The sequence below is a fragment of the Pedobacter heparinus genome (genome assembly GCF_032678725.1).
GTDB classification, from domain to species: Bacteria; Bacteroidota; Bacteroidia; order Sphingobacteriales; family Sphingobacteriaceae; genus Pedobacter; species Pedobacter heparinus_A.
Map to the genome: position 1 here is coordinate 173,908 of NZ_JAVTSC010000001.1, position 20,450 is coordinate 194,357.

A 20,450-nucleotide genomic window follows, 5' to 3' on the forward strand; every position below is an offset into this window, starting at 1 on the left:
ACCAAACAGAATAATTTATGAAAAGAACATTTACATTAAGTATTTTCCTGCTGTTTATTGCAAGCTTCTGGTCTTGCTCGGATAAAATCGACATTCCGGATAATATACTTTCAAAGCCGCAAAGTATTACAGGTCTCCGGAAGGTTACCGTAAAAGAGAACATGTTGTTTGGTAACACAAACATTAAGGGTATTGTAATCTCCGATGCACAGAACAAAAACATCGGTAATGGAAACATCATCGTACAAGAAGAAGGAAAAGACGCCGCAGTGATACTCAAAATGGAATCTGGTTCAGAACAATATCCATTGGGAGCTGAAGTTCAGATCGATCTTGCAGGTACAAATCCTGTTATGGTTAAAGGAGAACTTGTAATTAGCTCATTAAAAAGCAGCCAGGTAACACTAACAGGGAAAACAGTAGATCTAAGTCCCAAAGTCACCAATCTTCCTACATTACTTGTCAATGCCAGGTATTGGGGGCCAATTCTGGTAAAACTGGAAAAAGTAGAGTTGTCTGGCGGCGCCGCTGGAATGTTGGCCGGAGAATTGACCTTAGAAGATGGTATTGGTACTGTATTTTCCAATATCCTTCCAGAGGCCCTGTTCAGCACCAATCAGGCACCCGATTTTGTAGAAGCATATACAGGGATTTTGAGAATTCAGGATGAAAAATTCTTTATTAACCCTAGAAACCTGGATGATATACAAGTTGGCCTGAAAGAATTGCTGGAAGATTTTGAAGCAGCATCCAGTTCTGTTTATGATGTTAAAACATTGCAGTTTAAAATCGGAGGCTGGATTATAGATGGGGGAATTACCGCAAATACAGCTGCCGATCTGAAAACCGGATTACAAAGCATCCGTTTGCAAGGTACTGTTGACAACAACACCCGGAAAGGGATTGTTACTATGAATTTTGATGTAAAGGCAGTGAAAAGCATAAAAATTTCTCATGGTATTTACCCTGCAGCAGCGGAGACTGGAAATGTTAACCCAACTACTTTGAATGTAGAGATTTCAAGAGATGGAGGAAATACCTATAGCTTATTGGAGCAGTTGGAAGTTGACATCAAATCGACCACCCTTAAAACCAACATCATTCCGGTTAATGCTGGTTTCAGTGAAAACGTAAGGTTCCGTATTGTAAATTCTTCTACACCCTTTGCCAATAAGAACAAACCACGTATCAATATTGATGACATTCTGTTCCTATTTTAATTAAAGCCATAAATACTGCAACCAAAACGAATTACAATGAAACCACAACACTATATCCTATTTGTTGCCGTCCTATTTTGCTTTTTTATGAAGCAAAGCTATGCTCAGCAGAACAGCCAGAGCGAATGGACAATATCAGGAAAGGTCCTTACATCCGATCAACAACCCCTACCCGGAGCGAGCATATTGTTAAAAGGCACAAAAATATCAACCGTAAGCAACGCGGATGGACAGTTTTCTATTAAAGTTCCTCAAGTGCCGGGCGAGCTTGTGTATGCCTATATTGGCATGAAGTCCCAAACAATTGCTTTTCAGGCTTCAGGTACTTTCACCATTGTGCTTAAAGATGAAAATAACAGCCTGAATGAAGTCATTGTGGTGGGTTATGGTACTCAGAAAAAAGAAAACCTGACAGGTGCCGTAGATCAGGTCACTTCCGAGGTTTTTAAAAACAGGCCTATAACCAATCTCGCTCAGGGCCTGCAGGGAGCGATGCCTAACCTTAACCTTACGCCAGCCGATGGCAAACCTAATTCCTCACCTGCTTTTAATATTCGTGGGGCAACATCTGTAGGGCAGGGTGGAAGTGCACTTGTACTCATAGATGGGGTAGAAGGTAATCCAGCATTGCTTAATCCACATGACATCGAAACGGTATCCATACTTAAAGATGCAGCATCAGCTTCAATTTACGGTGCACGTGGTGCATTTGGTGTAGTGCTCATTACCACTAAAAAGCCGGCAAAAGATCGTACAGAGATCAATTATTCGAGTAACTATGCCATTAAAAACCCCACTACTGTACCTGATTTTGTAACCGACGGTTACCAATGGGCTTCTATGTTTAATGAAGCATTTTCCAGCTGGAACAATTATGCAAGTACACCGCAAAATGTGAACAAAACGCTTCGGTTTTCTCCACAATACCTGGAAGAATTAAGGAAACGCTCATTAGATCCCTCCCTTCCAAAAACCGGAATTGATCCTGTAACGGGTGAATATGTTTATTACGAAAACCACAACTGGATGGATGACCTTTATAAAGACCATACCTATTCACTTGACCAAAATATCTCCGTTTCCGGTAGCAGCAACAAAACCAGTTTTTATTTAACAGGAAGGTATCTGGATCAGCCAGGATTATTCAGATACAATTCTGATGATTATAAAATGTACAACCTGCGTGCAAAAGGGTCAATTGAACTTTACCCCTGGTTAACCCTGGGCAACAATACTGATTTTTCCAGTGTGCAATACCACACCCCTATGAATGTAGGTGAAGATGGTGGAATCTGGAGAAATATGGTAGCTGAAGGGCCGCCAATGGCTCCGATGTTTAACCCTGATGGCACCCTTACACACTCTGCCGCATATACAGTTGGAGATTACTGGTATGGTAAAAATGGAATGGACTACGATCGTAGGGTTTTAAGGAATACCACCAACTTTGCGACAAAGTTCTTTAACAATACACTGCGCATCAAGGGTGACTTTACTTTCCAGAATACACTGAACAATGAGACAAGGGTTAGGGTGCCAGTACCGTACAGCCGTGTACCCGGAGTGGTACAATATCTGGGACTTAATTATAATGATATCAGGGAGATTTTCAGAGAAACGCAATACATGAGTACCAACATTTATGGCGAGTATGAAAAAACCTTTAACAATAAGCATGATTTTAAAGCACTGGCAGGGTTTAACTATGAGCTAAGTACCTATAAGCGGATTGGTGCAGAAAGGAATGGTCTGATATATGAGAATGCAGAAGATTTGAACCTGGCCCTCGGCCAGTCTATCGCAGCTACCGGCGGTTACGAACAATGGAACATTAGCGGTGGTTTTTTCAGGTTTAATTATGCCTTTGATAAACGCTATTTAGTTGAAATCAACGGACGTTACGATGGATCTTCAAAATTTCCGAAAAATGAGCGTTTCGCTTTTTTCCCTTCCATATCTGCAGGCTGGAGAATTTCTTCTGAACCTTTCTGGAAGGTATCTAAAGATATTATCTCCGATCTGAAAGTGCGTGCTTCGTACGGTTCGCTTGGCAATGGTAACATCAACTCATACGTGTTTCAGGAATTACTGACGCTCAGCACTTTGCCTCGTGTCATTAATGGTGTACAGCCCGCTTATACCAGGAATCCCAATGTAATCCCATATGGCCTTACCTGGGAAACGGCTACAACCAGTAATATCGGGCTGGACATGTCCCTGCTTAAAAATAAGCTGACCATTTCCGGAGATGCATATATCAGGAAAACGGTAGATATGTTTACTCCCGGTGTAGAGCAGCCTGCAGTATTTGGATCTTCTTCTCCTCGAGGTAATTATGCAGATATGGAAACCAGGGGATGGGAACTTTCTGTAAACTGGAATGATCAGTTTATGCTGAGCAATAAGCCTTTCAACTACAGCGTAAAAGCAGTAGTTTCAGACAACGTTTCAAAAATTTTAAAATACAACAATCCTAATAAAAGACTGGATGACTATTACGCAGGACAGCGTTTGGGAGAAATTTGGGGATACGTTACTGATGGGTTCTTTATCTCAGCCGACGAGATCAGAAGATCAGCTGACCAAAGCCTTTTCAGTTCAACAGCAACCGGAGCATGGCGTACCGGTGATATTAAATTCAAAGACATTAATAATGATGGGGTTATCGATTATGGAGACAATACCGCAGACAAACCCGGTGATCGTGTGATCATTGGCAACGATCAGCCACGTTACCGGTTTGGTTTAAGCTTAGGAGCCGACTGGAATAACTTTTTTGTCAGCAGTTTCTTTCAGGGGGTTGGAAGGCAAAGCTGGTACCCAAGTCGTGGTGCAAATACTTTCTGGGGCCAGTATAACGCACCTTACGGTCACCCACCGGCAGCACAAATCGGCAACATCTGGTCAGAAGAAAATCCCGATGCTTATTTTCCAAGATATACAGGGTACCTGGCCTGGGCCGCTGGTGGAACCCTTCGGGAAGTACAGACACGGTATCTGCAAAACATAGCTTATGTCAGGTTAAAGAATATCCAGGTTGGTTATACCTTGCCGGCAAGCATCAGCTCAAAGTTTCGCGCAGCTAAAGCAAGTATTTACTTCTCCGGAGAAAATCTTTTTACCTATTCGCCGATGCATAAGATCACCAAAGACATTGATGTAGAGAATACAGGTGATTCCGATCAGGACCTCGCCAACTCTAACCAGGGTGATGGATTCAATTATCCGATGATGAAGAGTTACTCACTTGGTTTATCTATTACATTTTAAAAGGTCATCAGCTCATTAACAAAATAAAAAGATGAAAAAAATATTTTTTGTTTCGATACTAGCCGTTCTGTTAGCCGCATGCAGCAAACTAGATCAGCAACCAAAATCAACCGTAGGCAAAGAGGCGGTGTTCCAAAGTGAAAAGGGTCTGGAACTATATACCACTTCTTTCTATACCCTGCTTCCTACCCATACCGAGATCCTCAGAGGCGATAACATGTCCGATTACATCGCACGCAAAGATGTTCCCGATTTCATTAGAGATGGGGCATATGGTCCGCGTCAAAGCACCGGATGGACCTGGGCTGACTTAAGGAATATCAATTATTTTCTGGAAAATAACGTAAACCCAGCTATCCCTACAGAGATCAGGGAGCATTATAGCGGCCTGGCCAGATTTTTCAGGGCATGGTTCTATTTTGCGAAAGTAAAGCGTTTTGGCGATGTGCCCTGGATCAACAGAACTTTTGAAGTCAATGATCCTGAGATGATGAAAGGCCGGGATTCCAGGGTACTGGTTATGGACTCTGTACGCAGAGATCTTGATTATGCGATACAGCATATCCGCACTACCGAAGACGGTTCCAGATCTCTAATTACCAAATACATTGCCTATGCCCTTAAATCCAGAGTATGTTTATTTGAAGGTACATTTCGTAAATACCATACGAATTACAATTTGCAGCAAACTGCAGCAAGCTGGCTTACTGAAGCCGAAACGGCGGCAAAAGCAGTAATCGACCAAAGCAAGTTTTCATTGTATACCGGTGGCTCGGATTCGAAACCCTACCGGGAATTATTTGTGAGCAAGACACCTGTATCCGCTGAAGTGATGCTGGCCAATGTTTACAGTGATGCATTGGGTATATACCACGATGCCAACTGGTATTATACCAGCGCCACCTATGGCGACAGGGCCAGTTTTACCAGGTCATTTATCAATACCTACCTTAGCATAGATGGAACGCCATTTACCAGCAAGACAGGATATAAAACCATGGCTTTCGCTGATGAAGTAGAAGGCCGGGATAAGCGTCTCGAACAAACCATCCGCACTAAAGGATATAACCGCGTAAACGGTGGGAATATCCTGGTTTCTCCACCACTTTTTTCTTATACTTATACTGGTTATCAGCCTACAAAATGGGTATTAGACGATACTTTTTACGATAGTGGAAGTATGAACAACAACATTATTCCCTTATTTAGGTTTGCAGAAATCCTGTTGAACTATGCGGAAGCAAAAGCTGAATTGGGCACACTTTCGGATGCGGATTGGAATACAACTATCGGCGCGCTTAGACGCAGAGCAGGGATTACCCAAAATACAGCCACTAAACCAACACTTGCAGATCCTTATTTAACGGCTGAATATTTTCCCGGGATTACAGATCCGGTTATTCTGGAGGTGAGAAGAGAACGTGGGATAGAACTTGCCCTGGAAGGTTTCAGGTTTTATGACCTGGTACGCTGGAAAAGCGGAAAGCTGATAGAGAAGGCCTGGAACGGTATGTATGTACCGGCCTTAAATATCCCCTTAGACTTAAACAAAGACGGAATAATGGATGTCGCATTTTACAAAACACTACCCAATAACCAGGTAGCAGGCGTAAATTACATCAATGTTTCTGAAACCGTTGGTGGCCGTCCGAATGCGATGGTATTGTCCGAAAGTGACAAGGGAGAAATCAAATGGATGGTAACCACACCCCGCGTTTGGCAGGATAAGTTTTACCTGTACCCAATTCCTGAAAATGACCGTTTAATGAACCCGGCGCTTGGCCAAAACCCAGGCTGGAATAATTAAATTGATAACAATAGCTATGATGAAAACCATTAAAATACTGGCTGTCGCTACCTTTATGGTTGGTGCATCCTGTTCCAAAAGCAACGTTTCCGATCAAAAAGAGCCTGAAAAAAAGAAAGAAACCTTAATTGTAATGTCTTACAATATCCATATAGGCAATCCTCCCTCCGAGGCGGCTACTGTAATTAACCTTGAAGCTACAGCGAACGCCATTAAACAAGGCAACCCGGATCTGGTAGCCTTGCAGGAAGTAGACAAGTTTACGACCCGTTCAGGAATTAACCTGGACCAGGCAAAGAAACTGGCCGAGCTTACCGGCATGAATTATTATTTTGCAAAGGCAATAGACCGCTCCAATGGAGAATATGGGGTGGCAATTTTATCTAAGTTTCCGATTAAAACCAGCTCCCGCTATTCACTGCCTGTAAATTCCGGCACGGGTGCAGAATTAAGGGTAGTGGGTATCGTTCAGGTAGAATTACCTAATGCCAAAAGAATCTATTTTGTATCTACGCATTTTGACCACCTGGCCGAAAGTAACCGCGAACTCCATGCCCGTGAATTGTTGAAAGCCATTCAGCCTTACAAAGATGCTCCGGTAATTGTTGGTGGAGATTTTAATATGCCTCCGACCAGTGATACCTGGAACATCATTAAAACAGAAATGACTATGGGTTGTACCACTTGTCCGAGTACTTTTCCAGCAACTAATCCCACTACCACCATTGATTACATCCTGCTGAACAAACAGGCATCCAGTTATTTTAGCATTAAAAGCTATCAGACAGTGATAGAGCGCTATGCTTCCGATCATGTGCCAATTATAGCCGAACTACAATATTAACTTTAAACAACATACCTATTACAATGAGCGAAACCGAGTATATAGCGCTGTACAAATCAAACCTGTTAAATGATGTCATCCCTTTCTGGGCAAACAACTCGATCGACCCCGAAAACGGCGGCTTTTTTACCTGTCTTACTAAAGAAGGGCAAGTATATGATACCGATAAATTCATCTGGCTGCAATGCAGACAAGTATGGACTTTTTCTATGCTTTATCTCCAGGTAGAACAAAACCCTTCCTGGCTTCAAATAGCAGAAAAAGGTGCAGCTTTTCTGATTAAACATGGACGCGATGAAAACAAAGACTGGTATTTCTCCTTAACAAAAGAAGGGGAGCCGCTTATTCAGGCCTATAATATCTTTTCTGATTGTTTTGCGGCTATGGCTTTTGCCCAGCTGAGCAAGGCAACGGCAAACAGCAGCTACGCTGAAATTGCAAGAGAGACATTTGACAGCATCCTGAAAAGGAAAAATAATCCAAAAGGAAAGTATAGCAAAGCATATCCAGGTACAAGGGATCTGCAGGGCTTCTCCTTGCCAATGATTCTTTGTAATCTGGTATTGGAAATAGAACATTTGCTGGACGGTAACCTGGTAGAAACAGTGTTGAAAAATGGAGTAGACACAGTAGTAAACAAATTTTACAAACCAGAATACGGTGTGATTCTGGAGAATATCGATACCAGTAACAATTTTAACGATTCCTTTGAAGGGCGTTTGGTAAATCCGGGCCATGGCCTGGAGTCCATGTGGTTTGTGATGGATATTGCAGAGCGAAGCAATGACCAGGAACTGATCAGGAAATGTGTTGACATTTCGCTTTCAACACTTGAGTTTGGATGGGATCAAGAGAATGGGGGCATTTTTTACTTTTTAGATGTAAATGGAAATCCTCCGCTTCAACTGGAATGGGATCAAAAGTTATGGTGGGTGCATGTGGAAGCGATGATCACTGTATTGAAAGGATACCTGCATACCGGCGACGAGCGCTGTTGGAATTGGTTTGAGAAGTTACACCAGTACACCTGGGAACATTTCGTTGATGAAGAGTTTGGAGAATGGTACGGTTACCTGAACCGTCAGGGTGAAATTTTACTTCCGCTTAAGGGAGGGAAATGGAAGGGATGTTTTCATGTTCCAAGAGGCTTGTACCAGCTCTGGAAAACGATGGAAAAGGTTCAGCAAAAGAAAAAAAATGAATCAGAAAATCTTATAAATTCGTAATAAATGGCACTTTTATCATCAGCTGGCGATATCCAGGTTGCAACAGACAATCAAAAAGGAAGTTATGTTCCTGCACTAATTTCCCTGGCGGTATTATATTTCATGATGGGGTTCATTACCGTTCTGAATGATACCCTGGTTCCGTTTTTTAAACAGGGTTTTACCCTAACCTATTCTCAATCTTCACTGGTACAGTTTTACTTTTTCCTTACTTATGGGTTAATATCTATTCCTTCCGGAAAACTGGTTGAAAAGATTGGTTATAAAAATGGCATGGTTGCAGGCTTTATGATCGCATCATTGGGTGCCTTTTTATTTTTTCCGGCTTCGATTTATCATCAATATGCCTTGTTTCTGGCAGCTTTATTTATTGTAGCTATTGGAATTGTTTTGTTGCAGGTGGCCGCTAATCCTTATATTACAATTTTAGGCAAACCTGAAACGGCAGCATCCCGTCTAACTCTTGTTCAGGGAATTGGCTCTGTGGGCACTACGATAGCCCCTGTGTTCGGGGCACATTTTATCCTTTCGCGCCTGCACGAATCCAATACTTCCAGTTCTGCACTGATTAAGCCTTATCTTTTAATCGGGGCAGGCTTGTTAGCTATTGGTTTACTGGTATGGCGGCTTAATTTACCATCCATTACTACCAGTGTTTCCAGTGCAGCTAATGCCGGGACAGAAACAAAACCCATTTTTAGTTACAGAAACCTTAAATATGGTGTAATAGCCTTGTTTATGTATGTTGGGGCAGAGGTTTCTATAGGAACCTTTCTAACCAATTACATTGCGGATACTTTAGGCGTTCCTGAACATGCTGCAAATTTGTACTTATCCTTTTACTGGGGTGGAATGCTGGTGGGCAGGTTTGTCGGCGCTTATTTTTTAAAGTTTTTCCAACCGGCAAGAGTGTTGGCCATTGCTGCAGTTTTAGCCGCATCCCTGATTGTATGCTCCGTTATGAGTTCAGGAATATTTGCCGTATGGTGTATGGTGGCGGTAGGGTTATGTAATGCCATTATGTTTGCGGTGATATTTTCTTTATCAGTACAAGGGTTAGGCGCCCAAACTACCAGGGCATCAGGATTGCTGTCTACAGCAATAGTAGGAGGGGCAGTGCTCTCTTTTGCCCAGGGCCTGATCAAAGATCATTATTCCTGGCAACTGGCATTTATTATTCCTGTTCTCTGTTACCTGTATATTGTTTTTTATGGTCTGAATGGTTATAAAGAGAAAAACTAATTTTTATTTCCTGATATCGACCTGTTAAATGATGTGCCTGGCAACACCGATGCATCGATGTATTACATCCCTGTGCAAATACATCCTGGATAGATTTGTAAATAATTAAACAAAAAAACATGAAAAACTTAAAAGATTTTTTTAGAATTTTTAATTACCCGTATTTAGTTTTCATTTTGGTATTTGTTTTTACAGGTTGTAGTAAGGTTGATGATCATTTAAAATCTCCAGATAAAACGAAAGATAAAATTTTATCATCATCAAATTTAATGACCATCAATTCTTTGAATGTAAAATTGCTTACGCTCAATGTAGGTTTAGGAGCCAGTCGTTTGTACAGCGGCAGTTGTTTTGCGAACAGCAATCCAGCACTTAGCAACATAGAATTTGGAGATTTCAACGGTGATGGCATTACTGATATATTTTCAATTTTTTCTGGTCAATGGAGATATTCTCCTGGAGCAGAAAATGGATGGATTGATTTATTATCAGATGCTACCACCCTTGTTAATTTACGATTTGGGGATTTTAATGGCGACGGTATAACAGATGTGTTCACTAAAACTGGCAGTCAATGGAAATATTCTTCGGGAGGTACAGGTTCATGGATAAATCTGGCCACAGATGCTACCATCCCTTTTGCCGATTTACGATTCGGAGATTTTGATGGTGACGGTAAAACAGATGTTTTTTGTAAAGATGCTGTTCGATGGAAATATTCTTCGGGTGGCACTACTGCCTGGATAAATTTAAAAGCAAATACAGAAACCATTGATCAGGTGCGATTGGGAGATTTTGATGGCGACGGTAAAACAGATGTTTTTACTAAAACTGGTAGTCAGTGGAAATATTCCTCTGGTGCTGCAAGCTCATGGGCAAATCTGGGTACTGATTCTACCATCCCCTTTGCCGATTTACGATTCGGAGACTTTGATGGTGATGGTAAAACTGATGTTTTTTGCAAAGATGCTGTTCGCTGGAAATATTCTTCGGGCGCCACAACTTCATGGATAAACTTAAAAGCAAATACAGAAACCATTGATCAGGTACGATTTGGAGATTTGGATGGGGATGATAAGACAGATGTATTCACTTTAAACGCTGGTGAGTATTTATATTCTTCTGGTGGAGCTGCAACCTGGAAAAATTTAGATGAATCTTTTATGTTGTTTTGCAATTTACAATCTAGCTGCGTTAAACCACTTCTGCTTCTGGATGACGCATTTGAAGAACTCGCAAATTTACTTAGTACAGAATTTTCCGGTCAATATGGGATCATATGCTTGCAAGAGGTTAATCCTTCTATTTTGGACTTAATTAAGACTAAACTGGGAGGGACATGGGATTATGAGTATTATAGTCCAACCGGAACTACTCACGGAATTGGGACACTAAGTAATATACCGTATACAAAGTTACAACTGTGGGATTATCCCCAGTATGGCACAAAAGAAAAAAGGGCAGCAATCGCACAAAAATTTCTACTCCAAAACAAATTTGTTTGGGTTGTTAATACACATCTCGGTTTAGATGAAGCGGAAAGAGTGCAGCAAGCAGGAGAAATTATAACCAGATACCAAACATTTACTTCTATTCCAGTCGCTATTGTTGGTGACTTTAATATAACAGACAGATATAGACATGGTTCAAGCGTTACAATTACCCCAGGTCAGCAATCCCATTATGACAATACCATTCAGGCACTGATCAATTCAGGTTTAGAAAAGTTAGATTATCATAGCGCTGAAGTTCGCCCTTATTCTTTTCACTCTTGGAACGCAATTTCTAACGGTATAATCGTTGACTATATTTTATGGAAAGATCCGGTAAATAATACCATTCCTGATGTGTCAAATTGGAGGCCCGGGCCTTTTAATGCGGGTTGGACAAATGCTATCTGTCCGAATATACTTTCAGGATCTAGATTTGCATCTGATCACAACGGTATCCTTCTTGATTTTAACATTTTTGGATTATAGCATTACATTTTCATTTGGTTTAAAAACTGCTTATAGCCAGTAGGCACCGAAATTATTGGTGTCAATTCATATTGACCTGTTTCTGTGGGTACCCAGCAGAAACAGGTCATTATTCTTAATTATTTCTTCCTGATGTCAAGCTCGCTGATGATATTCTTCGCACCACCCAGTACATCGATGCACCACAGTACATAACGGATGTCCACACTGATGGTACGTTTAAATTTCTTGTCAAAAGCGATATCCCCGCTCATGGCCTCCCAGTTGCCATCAAAAGCAAGGCCAATCAGCTCTCCGTTACCATTGATCACCGGAGAGCCGGAGTTACCTCCTGTAATGTCATTATTGGTAATGAAGCCAACTGTTAAAGTACCGTCGTTGCCATACTGACCAAAATTCTTCCTGTTGTAATTCTCAATCAGGTTGGCTGGTAAGTCAAATTCACTGTCGCCCGGAATATATTTTTGCATCACACCGTCAATGGTAGTCGTGGTTTTGTATACCATGCCATCCTTAGGTGAATAATCCTGTACGTTCCCATAAGACAAACGCATGGTAGAATTGGCATCAGGATACATGATCTTACCTGCATTTTTTTCCAGGATCGCCTTAAGATAAAGATGGTCAAGTTCAGCCTTTTTCTTTTCAAAATCCGCCACCAGCGAACCGAAGTTATTCTTCATGTATTCGGACGGAACAATGTTTAATGCATACTGATATCCAGGATCATTGGTTACGGCTTCTGCCGGGGGATTGCTGGCAATAAATGCTTTCAGCTTCTCCGGGTTGATGAAATTACTGTTCGACCACAGATAATTGGCATACTTCTCAAAGGTAGTTTCCGGGGCGCCTGTCCAGTATTTTTCAGCAATTTCAGCAAAAAACTTAGGCTGTGATTTTACCGGAACATCTTTGTAAAAAGAAGCCAGTATCTGCGCAAATATTTTCTTGTCAGCGGTTTCATTATAGGTATCCTGATAAGCAGCCAGGGCTTTACTCAGATTTTCCTGAATCTGCTGATAAGCAGCAGCTTCGTATTTACTTTTGCTGAAATTGATCAATGCCCTGCCAATGCCAGACGCATTAATCGCCCATTGCGATGCATTAAAACCTTCATTGATATAAGTACGCTGTACCGAGATCGGGTCAATGTCCTTATAAATCTGATCATACTGTTCCATTAAGCCTGCAAATTCTGTTTTTTGCGCAGCCCATTGTGTAAAAGCTTTTTCTTCCGTCCTTTTGGCATCCGATACTTTTAAACGTTTCAATTGTTCAGTCTGTCCGATAAAGTATTTCCAGTAATTGGCAATCTGGGCATATTTTGAAGATAATTTAAGACGCAGGCCCACATCCTTGTCCATTTCAGCTTTCCAGGCTTTTAAGCGGATATCGCGAAGCTTAACGATAGTGGGGCTAACCTTTTCTGTGGCGAGATCAACGCCATAAGAAGTCAGGTACCTGTCTGTACGGCCCGGATAACCATAAACGATGGAGAAATCGCCGTTCTTTACCCCTTTAATGGAGATAGGAAGGAACTTTTTAGATTTGTAGGGTACATTCTGAACGTTATATTTAGCTGGTTGGTTGCCTGTTGAAGCGTATACGCGGAATACCGAAAAATCGCCTGTCTGACGCGGCCATTCCCAGTTGTCCGTATCGCCACCAAACTTACCGATGTTTTGCGGTGGGGCACCTACCAAACGGACGTCGTCAAAACGTTCATAAACGAACAGAATGAATTGGTTGGATTTATAAAAGTCTTTAACATTTGCTTCAATGGACGGACCTGTAACAGCTGCTTTGGCAATCAAATTAAAGATCTCTGTCATTTTTGCCTCTTTTTCAGCACCGTTTAACCCCCTGGTACTTTCATTAACCCGGGCAGTTACATCCTCCATTCTTTGCAAAAAGCGTACAAACAAGCCGTTAATCGGTTTTTCCTCGCCGTAATTCTTTGCGTAGAAACCGTTGTCAAGAATGTTGTTCTGGGCAGTTGAATTGGAGGCAATGGCCTCATAACCGCAGTGGTGATTGGTAAAGATCAATCCTTTATCGGATACAATTTCGCCAGTACAAAAGCCGCCAAAATGAACTATGGCATCTTTTAAGCTCGAACCATTGGCATTGTAAAGATCTTTAGCGGTAAGTTTAAAACCTTGCTTTTTCATTTGCTCATAGTTTTTACCTATCAGCATGGGGATCCACATCCCCTCATCTGCTTGAGCCGTATTGCCAAAAGACAATAGAATGGTGCACAACAGCAGATAAACTGTTCTTTTTATCATCATATAATAGTTAGTGTTGCTGCAAAGGTAAAAAAATAATATCAGGCTGCCATAGGGTTGTCAGTAAGCCCTGTTTTCTTTGTGTAAGAAATTAAAATTAATTTAGAAAATAGCATTATGACAACTGAAAACAGCAACACCGAAACACTTGAAATTGCCACTTTTGCGTCCAGTACTGATGTCCTGAAGGAATGGCTTGGACACCGTCGTTTGACCAGGAGGGTAATTGAAGCTTTCCCTGAAGATAAAATATTTGAGTACAATATTGGTGGAATGCGCCCATTTGCCGATATGGTGAAGGAATTGTTAGATATTTCAGGCCCTGGTATTAAAGGTATTGCAACAGATGAATGGCCGGAGGCTACAGGGTTTAGCAGCCATTCGGCTAAAGATGTAGCGCCGACCAAAGCAGTTCTGCTGCAATTATGGGATCAGGCAACGGATGAGATCAAATCCTATTGGCCCAAAATCAGCGAAAACCGGTTTCAGGAAAATACCGTTGTTTTTGGTATGTATGAAGGACAGGTATTTTCCAGCATCCTTTATTTCATTGACAATGAAATTCACCACCGTGCCCAGGGTACTGTTTATCTGCGCAGTTTAGGTATCGAGCCACCTGCATTCTGGAACAGGGATTAGCCTGTAAAAGAAGCCTCAAGTAGACCCTAACCAGTCCCTAAATGATTCAAGAGGGTCTGTCGCATTTAACCATGATGATTGTCGTATTCACACTGCAGTGAGACGTGATTTATTCGCGAGATTTATATCTTTAATAAACATCAATGTCATGAGAAAAATAATTGTTTTATCATTCATTACGTTAGATGGCGTAATGCAGGCCCCTGGAGGCCCAGAAGAAGATTCATCTGGTGGGTTTAAGTATGGCGGCTGGACTGCCCCTTATGCTGACGAAGTTTCTGGTAAGTTCATGCAAAAACAGATGGAACCTGCAGATCTTCTTCTTGGCAGAAAAACATTTGAGATATTTTCAGCTTACTGGCCAGAACATGCGAGCCAGTGGCCGGGTGTAAATGAGGTTACCAAGTATGTGATATCCAATACCATGGATAGTTCAAATTGGGAAAACAGCGTGTTCCTTACCACAGTGGCAGCTATTGAGCAGCTCAAGGATTCGGCAGGTGCTGACCTGAAAGTATGGGGCAGCAGCGAGCTCGTTCAGCTATTACTGAAGCATGATTTAGTGGACGAACTTTGGCTCAACATTCACCCGGTACTTCTTGGCAAGGGGAAAAAGTTGTTTGACAGTGACGCGATTCCGGCAGCATTTACGTTAGCAGACAGTATTATTACTCCAAGCGGCGTAATTATGGCCAATTATAAGCGGGCTGGAAAAGTGGAGACGGGTACTGTTGCTGAGTGACCTTTAAATCGGTATGATAACAGATCTAATCCAATAAAAATTCGTTTTAGCTTAATGTGGTCTGTAATTTGATATAGATGATATCATTAATCTTTTATGGGATATAAATTCTTTTTTGTTTTTAAACATGCGTTTTTTTTAGTTTTACTATTTCTGGTTATAAACGCTACAGGACAGGGGTATTTTAAAGAAATTCCTGTAATAGATCTGGGTTTTTTTAAGGGTAATGTTCCTAAAAATGCCGCTTTTGCAAGCATGACTTATATAGATTATGATTACGACTTTCAGATCCAAAGCAATAAGCAATCAACTGAGGTGAAAGTGAAGGTGAACATTTCACCAAATGGTGCCCGGAGTTACCTTGACCGGAAAAGGGTTAAAGAAGCGAATATCGATCAGCTTGTAGAACATGAGCAGGGGCATGTCATCATCGGGTTTATTATTGGAAAGCAGGTGGAAGAAGCCCTGAATGCCAGCAGGTATACAAGGAATTATAAGCAAGAGATCAATGCCAATTACAAGAAGTTTTATGCCAGGTTCGAAAAACTCCAGTTAAGGTACGATGAAGAAACGAATCATGGTGCAAACAGGGAGGCCCAGGCAAGGTGGAATAGGGAAGTGCTAAGTAAGCATTAAGAAATAAGGAGCAAGTAGCGCATTTCGGTATGGGTCATTCAATTAAAAACCTAATTTAGTGAAATGAGATCATCTGTTAAAATATATTTGGCGTTCCTTGCAGGTATTTGCCTGTTGCTCGTGAACATGAATTCATTTGCACAGCCTTTTTCGGCTGGCACTAAAAAAGTCTTGTTCCTGGGCAACAGCATTACCTACGCCGGGCAATACATCGTCGATATGGAAGCCTATTGTACGGCGAATTATCCGGGCCAGAAAATTGAATTCATCAATATGGGCCTTCCGAGTGAAACTGTTTCAGGTTTGTCTGAAACCGGGCATGCAGGGGGTAAATTCCCGAGGCCTGATCTTCATGAACGCCTGGAACGGGTAATGGCCATTACCAGGCCCGATCTGGTGTTTGCCTGTTATGGAATGAACGATGGCTTGTACATGCCCTTCGATAAAGAACGTTTTCAAAAGTTTAAGGAAGGTATTAACTGGCTGCATGCCACCTATGCTGAAAGGGGGATCAGGATTGTTCACCTTACGCCACCCGTTTATGACGAATTGAAGGGCGGAAAAAAAGGCTATGCTGTTGTGCTTGACAAATATTCAGACTGGTTGCTGAACCAAAAGAAAGCGAAGAACTGGGAGGTAGCAGATGTGCACTACCCCATGAAAAATTACCTGGAGGCGCACCGTAAAATTGATGAAGTGCAGCAGATCAACGGCTTTGCGTTGGCAGCTGATGGTATACATCCTGGTGATGTTGGGCACTGGATCATGGCAAAAGCAATTTTACTATACCTGGGCGAAAAGAAGATCAGCACCGCACCCGATGTGCTGTCAGCAATCCATCATTCCAAAAAGGTTGAGCTTTTAAAGCTGATAGCTGAAAAACAAAACATCATGAAAGACGCCTGGTTAACAGCTGCCGGACACAAGCGCCCTATGAAAAAAGGAATGCCACTGGAAGAAGCTGCAATCAAAGCCGCAGAAATCGATGAACAGATCAACAGCTTAATGAAATAGCAGGTTAATTAAAAGTAAGTGTAATCTCCGGTTTCACTGTGAATGCTTACCTGCTTTTGGGCCGCGCTTTCTACACGGCCAATAACCTGCGCATCAATATTGAAACTTTTGGAGATGGCAATGATGGCTTCGGCAATAGCTGCCGGGACATACAGTTCCATGCGGTGGCCCATGTTAAATACCTTGTACATTTCCTTCCAATCTGTTCCGGACTGTTCCTGAATCAGTTGGAACAGGGGAGGAACAGGGAACATATTGTCTTTAATGATATGCACATCATCATTTACAAAATGCAGTACCTTGGTTTGTGCCCCACCACTGCAATGTACGATGCCATGGATCTGGCTGCGGTAGTTTTCTAAAACCTTTTTAATTACAGGCGCATAAGTGCGGGTAGGGGAAAGTACCAGTTTACCTGCGGTTACTTCGGTTTGGGCATCAATCTGTACCTTGTCTGTTAATTTTTTACCACCTGAAAATACGAGGTCAAATGGTACAGCAGGATCAAAGCTTTCCGGGTAAGCGTTGGCAACCGATTTATCAAATACATCATGACGTGCCGAGGTAAGTCCGTTAGAACCCATACCGCCATTGTATGCAGTTTCATAAGTAGCCTGTCCGGAAGAAGAAAGCCCTACAATTACATCGCCAGCCTGAATTTTATCATTGCTGATGATCTTATCGCGCGCTATACGACAGGTCACAGTTGAATCCACAATGATGGTGCGTACCAGGTCGCCTACATCAGCAGTCTCGCCTCCTGTAGAATAAATAGAAATACCCTGTTCGCGCAGTTCTGCTAAAATTTCTTCTGTACCATTAATAATGGCCGCAATAACCTCACCTGGAATCAGGTTTTTGTTACGGCCAATCGTAGATGACAACAGGATGTTATCTGTAGCACCCACACAGATCAGGTCATCAATATTCATAATGATCGCATCCTGGGCAATGCCTTTCCATACAGAAATGTCGCCGGTTTCTTTCCAGTATACATAAGCCAGGGAAGATTTGGTGCCTGCTCCATCTGCATGCATAATGTTGCAGAATGCTTCATCATTGCCTAAAATATCCGGGATGATTTTACAGAAGGCTTGCGGGAAAATACCCTTATCTATATTCTTGATGGCCTGGTGCACATCTTCTTTCGAGGCAGAAACGCCACGCTGGTTGTACCTGTTATCACTCATGTTGCTGCAAAGATAAGCAAACGCCCGAATGTTAGGGCTTTTGATTAAAAAAATAACCCCTGCCAATTAAGGCCGGGGTTATAAAAACTAAAAAATTTATTATTGAGGTTTGGTTATTTTAAAAACAACAACTCTCTGAATTTAGGAAGCGGCCATACGCTGTCATCCACAATCTGCTCTAATTTATCAGTATGGTAACGGATGGTATCAAAGTATGATTTTACCTTCTCGTCGTAAGCAATTGCTTTTTCACGACTTTCTTCAATTGCATTTACTTTTTTACGTTGCTCTAGCATCGCATCAATGCTGGTTTTAACCACATTTAAGTGCTCAGATACCTTGTTGATGATGGCCAATGGTGTAGCCAATGCCTCCGCTGAAAGACCAAGCTCTTTTAAACCTTTAGCATTTTCAATTAAAGTATTCTGGTATGCAATAGCTGCAGGGATAATCATACTGTTGGTTACTTCACCCATTACCCTGGCTTCGATCTGCAATTTTTTGTAATAACTCTCTAACAGGATCTCATGACGTGCATGCAGTTCGCGTGGGTTAAAGATGTTTAATTTACCAAACAGCTCGGTAGATTTTTCACTAACGTATGCATCTAAAGCTTTAGGCGTAGTTTTGATGTTAGCCAAACCACGTTTTTCTGCTTCTGCAGCCCACTCATCGCTGTATCCATTACCTTCAAAGCGAATGTCTTTAGATTCTTTGATGTATCTTTTCAGTACGGTTAATAAAGCAACGTCTTTTTTCTCTCCTTTTTTGATCAGTTTGTCAACTTCAACTTTAAATTTAACCAATTGATCTGCAACGATAGCGTTTAACACGGTCATTGGTGCTGAAGAGTTTTCAGAAGAACCAACTGCTCTTAATTCAAATTTATTTCCTGTGAAGGCAAAAGGTGAAGTACGGTTACGGTCAGTAGAATCAAAAGAGATCTGAGGGATTTTAGGAATACCTAACCATAAAGAATCTTCATTTTTTACTTTCTTGATGATGCTTCTTGAAGATTCGATCTCATCCAATACTTCAGCAAGCTGAGAACCAAGGAAGATAGAAATGATTGCCGGTGGAGCTTCGTTGGCACCTAAGCGGTGATCATTGCTTACAGAAGCAATACTTGCTCTTAATAAATCCGCATGCTCATGTACCGCCTTGATGGTGTTCACAAAGAACGTCAGGAACATCAGGTTGTTTTTAGGTGTTTTACCTGGCGACAGCAAGTTTTTACCAGTATCAGTGATCAATGACCAGTTGTTGTGTTTACCTGATCCGTTGATACCTGCATATGGTTTTTCATGTAAAAGCACTTTAAAATTGTGTCTTAAAGCAACTTTTTCCATTAAGTCCATCAACAATTGGTTGTGGTCAATCGCAAGGTTGATTTCTTCATAAATAGGTGCACATTCAAATTGAGAAGGGGCAACCTCATTGTGACGGGTTTTCAAAGGAATACCCAGTTTTAAAGCTTCGTTTTCAAAGTCAACCATGTAAGTGAATACACGCTCAGGAATAGATCCGAAGTAGTGATCTTCTAATTGTTGTCCTTTAGCAGACATGTGTCCGAATAAAGTACGGCCGGTTAAAGCTAAATCCGGACGTGCATTGTATAATGCAAGGTCAACCAGGAAATATTCCTGCTCGATACCCAGTGATGCATTCACTTTAGTGATGCTTTTATCGAAATACTGGCAAACATCAACAGCCGCTTTATCCATAGCAGAAAGTGCTTTTAATAAAGGAGCTTTATAATCTAAGGCTTCGCCGGTGTAGGCAACAAATACGGTAGGAATACAAAGTGTTTTACCTGCTTTGCTTTCCATAATGAAAGCCGGAGAAGAAGGGTCCCATGCAGTATAACCACGCGCTTCAAAAGTGTTGCGGATACCACCGTTAGGGAAACTTGAAGCATCTGGTTCTTGCTGAACCAATGCACTACCTGCAAATACCTCAATTGCACCATCGCTGCTTGGCTCAAAAAATGAGTCATGTTTTTCAGCTGTAGTACCTGTTAAGGGTTGAAACCAGTGGGTGTAATGTGTAGCACCTTTGCTCATTGCCCAGCTTTTCATAGCTGTTGCAATGTGGTTGGCATCTTCATGGTTGATTAACTCACCCTGGTCAATTGAGGAAATAAGTTTCTGAAATACTTCTTTTGATAAGTAGTCTTTCATCTTTTTCTTATCAAAAACATTTACGCCGAAAAAATCAGAAATTTTATCCGAAGGAGACTTTACTTCTGGTGAAATTCTTGTTTGTGCCTCTTTTAATGCAATTGTTCTTAAGCTTTTCATTTATTTGTTTAAAGTTTGGTCAAAAATAGGTTTTTTATTGCTTATTTTCAATA

General features: G+C 41.5%; 14 protein-coding genes. 11 read left to right on the plus strand and 3 right to left on the minus strand.

Annotation, left to right across the window (positions count from 1 at the left end; all coding sequences use genetic code 11):
- Positions 1-17 precede the first annotated feature (17 nt).
- From R2Q85_RS00780 to R2Q85_RS00810, 7 genes are all read left to right on the plus strand, one after another.
- Positions 18-1,220: a DUF5689 domain-containing protein gene (locus tag R2Q85_RS00780; RefSeq protein WP_316809827.1), complete on the plus strand. Its 1,203-nt coding sequence runs from the start codon at positions 18-20 to the stop codon at positions 1,218-1,220.
- A 36-nt stretch (positions 1,221-1,256) separates the two neighbouring features.
- On the plus strand, positions 1,257-4,490 hold the full coding sequence (locus R2Q85_RS00785; protein ID WP_316809828.1) for a TonB-dependent receptor: 3,234 nt from the start codon (positions 1,257-1,259) through the stop codon (positions 4,488-4,490).
- Between the two features lie 31 nt (positions 4,491-4,521).
- Entirely contained in the window at positions 4,522-6,297 is a 1,776-nt protein-coding gene (locus R2Q85_RS00790) for a RagB/SusD family nutrient uptake outer membrane protein (RefSeq protein ID WP_316809829.1), read from the plus strand.
- A gap of 16 nt (positions 6,298-6,313) precedes the next feature.
- Positions 6,314-7,141 carry an endonuclease/exonuclease/phosphatase family protein gene (locus R2Q85_RS00795; protein WP_316809830.1) on the plus strand — a complete coding sequence of 276 codons (828 nt, stop codon included), beginning with the start codon at positions 6,314-6,316 and terminating at the stop codon, positions 7,139-7,141.
- Positions 7,142-7,164: 23 nt separating this feature from the next.
- Positions 7,165-8,367 carry an AGE family epimerase/isomerase gene (locus R2Q85_RS00800; protein ID WP_316809831.1) on the plus strand — a complete coding sequence of 401 codons (1,203 nt, stop codon included), beginning with the start codon at positions 7,165-7,167 and terminating at the stop codon, positions 8,365-8,367.
- A 3-nt stretch (positions 8,368-8,370) separates the two neighbouring features.
- Entirely contained in the window at positions 8,371-9,609 is a 1,239-nt protein-coding gene (locus R2Q85_RS00805; RefSeq protein ID WP_316809832.1) for a sugar MFS transporter, read from the plus strand.
- Positions 9,610-9,728: 119 nt separating this feature from the next.
- Entirely contained in the window at positions 9,729-11,588 is a 1,860-nt protein-coding gene (locus R2Q85_RS00810; protein ID WP_316809833.1) for an FG-GAP-like repeat-containing protein, read from the plus strand.
- Positions 11,589-11,707: 119 nt separating this feature from the next.
- On the opposite strand, the gene R2Q85_RS00815 is transcribed toward R2Q85_RS00810, so the two are convergent.
- Complete coding sequence (locus R2Q85_RS00815; RefSeq protein ID WP_410478834.1) at positions 11,708-13,876, minus strand: S46 family peptidase; 2,169 nt, start codon at positions 13,874-13,876, stop codon at positions 11,708-11,710.
- Between the two features lie 117 nt (positions 13,877-13,993).
- Here R2Q85_RS00815 and R2Q85_RS00820 point away from each other — a divergent pair, with 117 nt between their 5' ends.
- From R2Q85_RS00820 to R2Q85_RS00835, 4 genes are all read left to right on the plus strand, one after another.
- Positions 13,994-14,515 (plus strand): DinB family protein, encoded by a 522-nt coding sequence (locus tag R2Q85_RS00820; protein ID WP_316809835.1) that lies wholly within the window; start codon positions 13,994-13,996, stop codon positions 14,513-14,515.
- A gap of 148 nt (positions 14,516-14,663) precedes the next feature.
- Positions 14,664-15,257, plus strand: a complete 594-nt coding sequence (locus tag R2Q85_RS00825; protein WP_316809836.1) for a dihydrofolate reductase family protein — start codon at positions 14,664-14,666, stop codon at positions 15,255-15,257.
- Between the two features lie 96 nt (positions 15,258-15,353).
- Entirely contained in the window at positions 15,354-15,893 is a 540-nt protein-coding gene (locus R2Q85_RS00830) for a DUF922 domain-containing protein (protein WP_316809837.1), read from the plus strand.
- Positions 15,894-15,956: 63 nt separating this feature from the next.
- A complete protein-coding gene (locus tag R2Q85_RS00835) occupies positions 15,957-16,907 on the plus strand; it encodes an SGNH/GDSL hydrolase family protein (protein WP_316809838.1) in 951 nt (316 codons plus the stop codon).
- Positions 16,908-16,915: 8 nt separating this feature from the next.
- On the opposite strand, the gene R2Q85_RS00840 is transcribed toward R2Q85_RS00835, so the two are convergent.
- The gene (locus R2Q85_RS00840) at positions 16,916-18,097 is read right to left on the minus strand and encodes an AIR synthase related protein (RefSeq protein ID WP_316809839.1); all 1,182 of its coding nucleotides are present in this window, start codon (positions 18,095-18,097) and stop codon (positions 16,916-16,918) included.
- A gap of 113 nt (positions 18,098-18,210) precedes the next feature.
- Positions 18,211-20,397: a glutamine synthetase III gene (locus R2Q85_RS00845; protein WP_316809840.1), complete on the minus strand. Its 2,187-nt coding sequence runs from the start codon at positions 20,395-20,397 to the stop codon at positions 18,211-18,213.
- Positions 20,398-20,450: the final 53 nt, after the last annotated feature.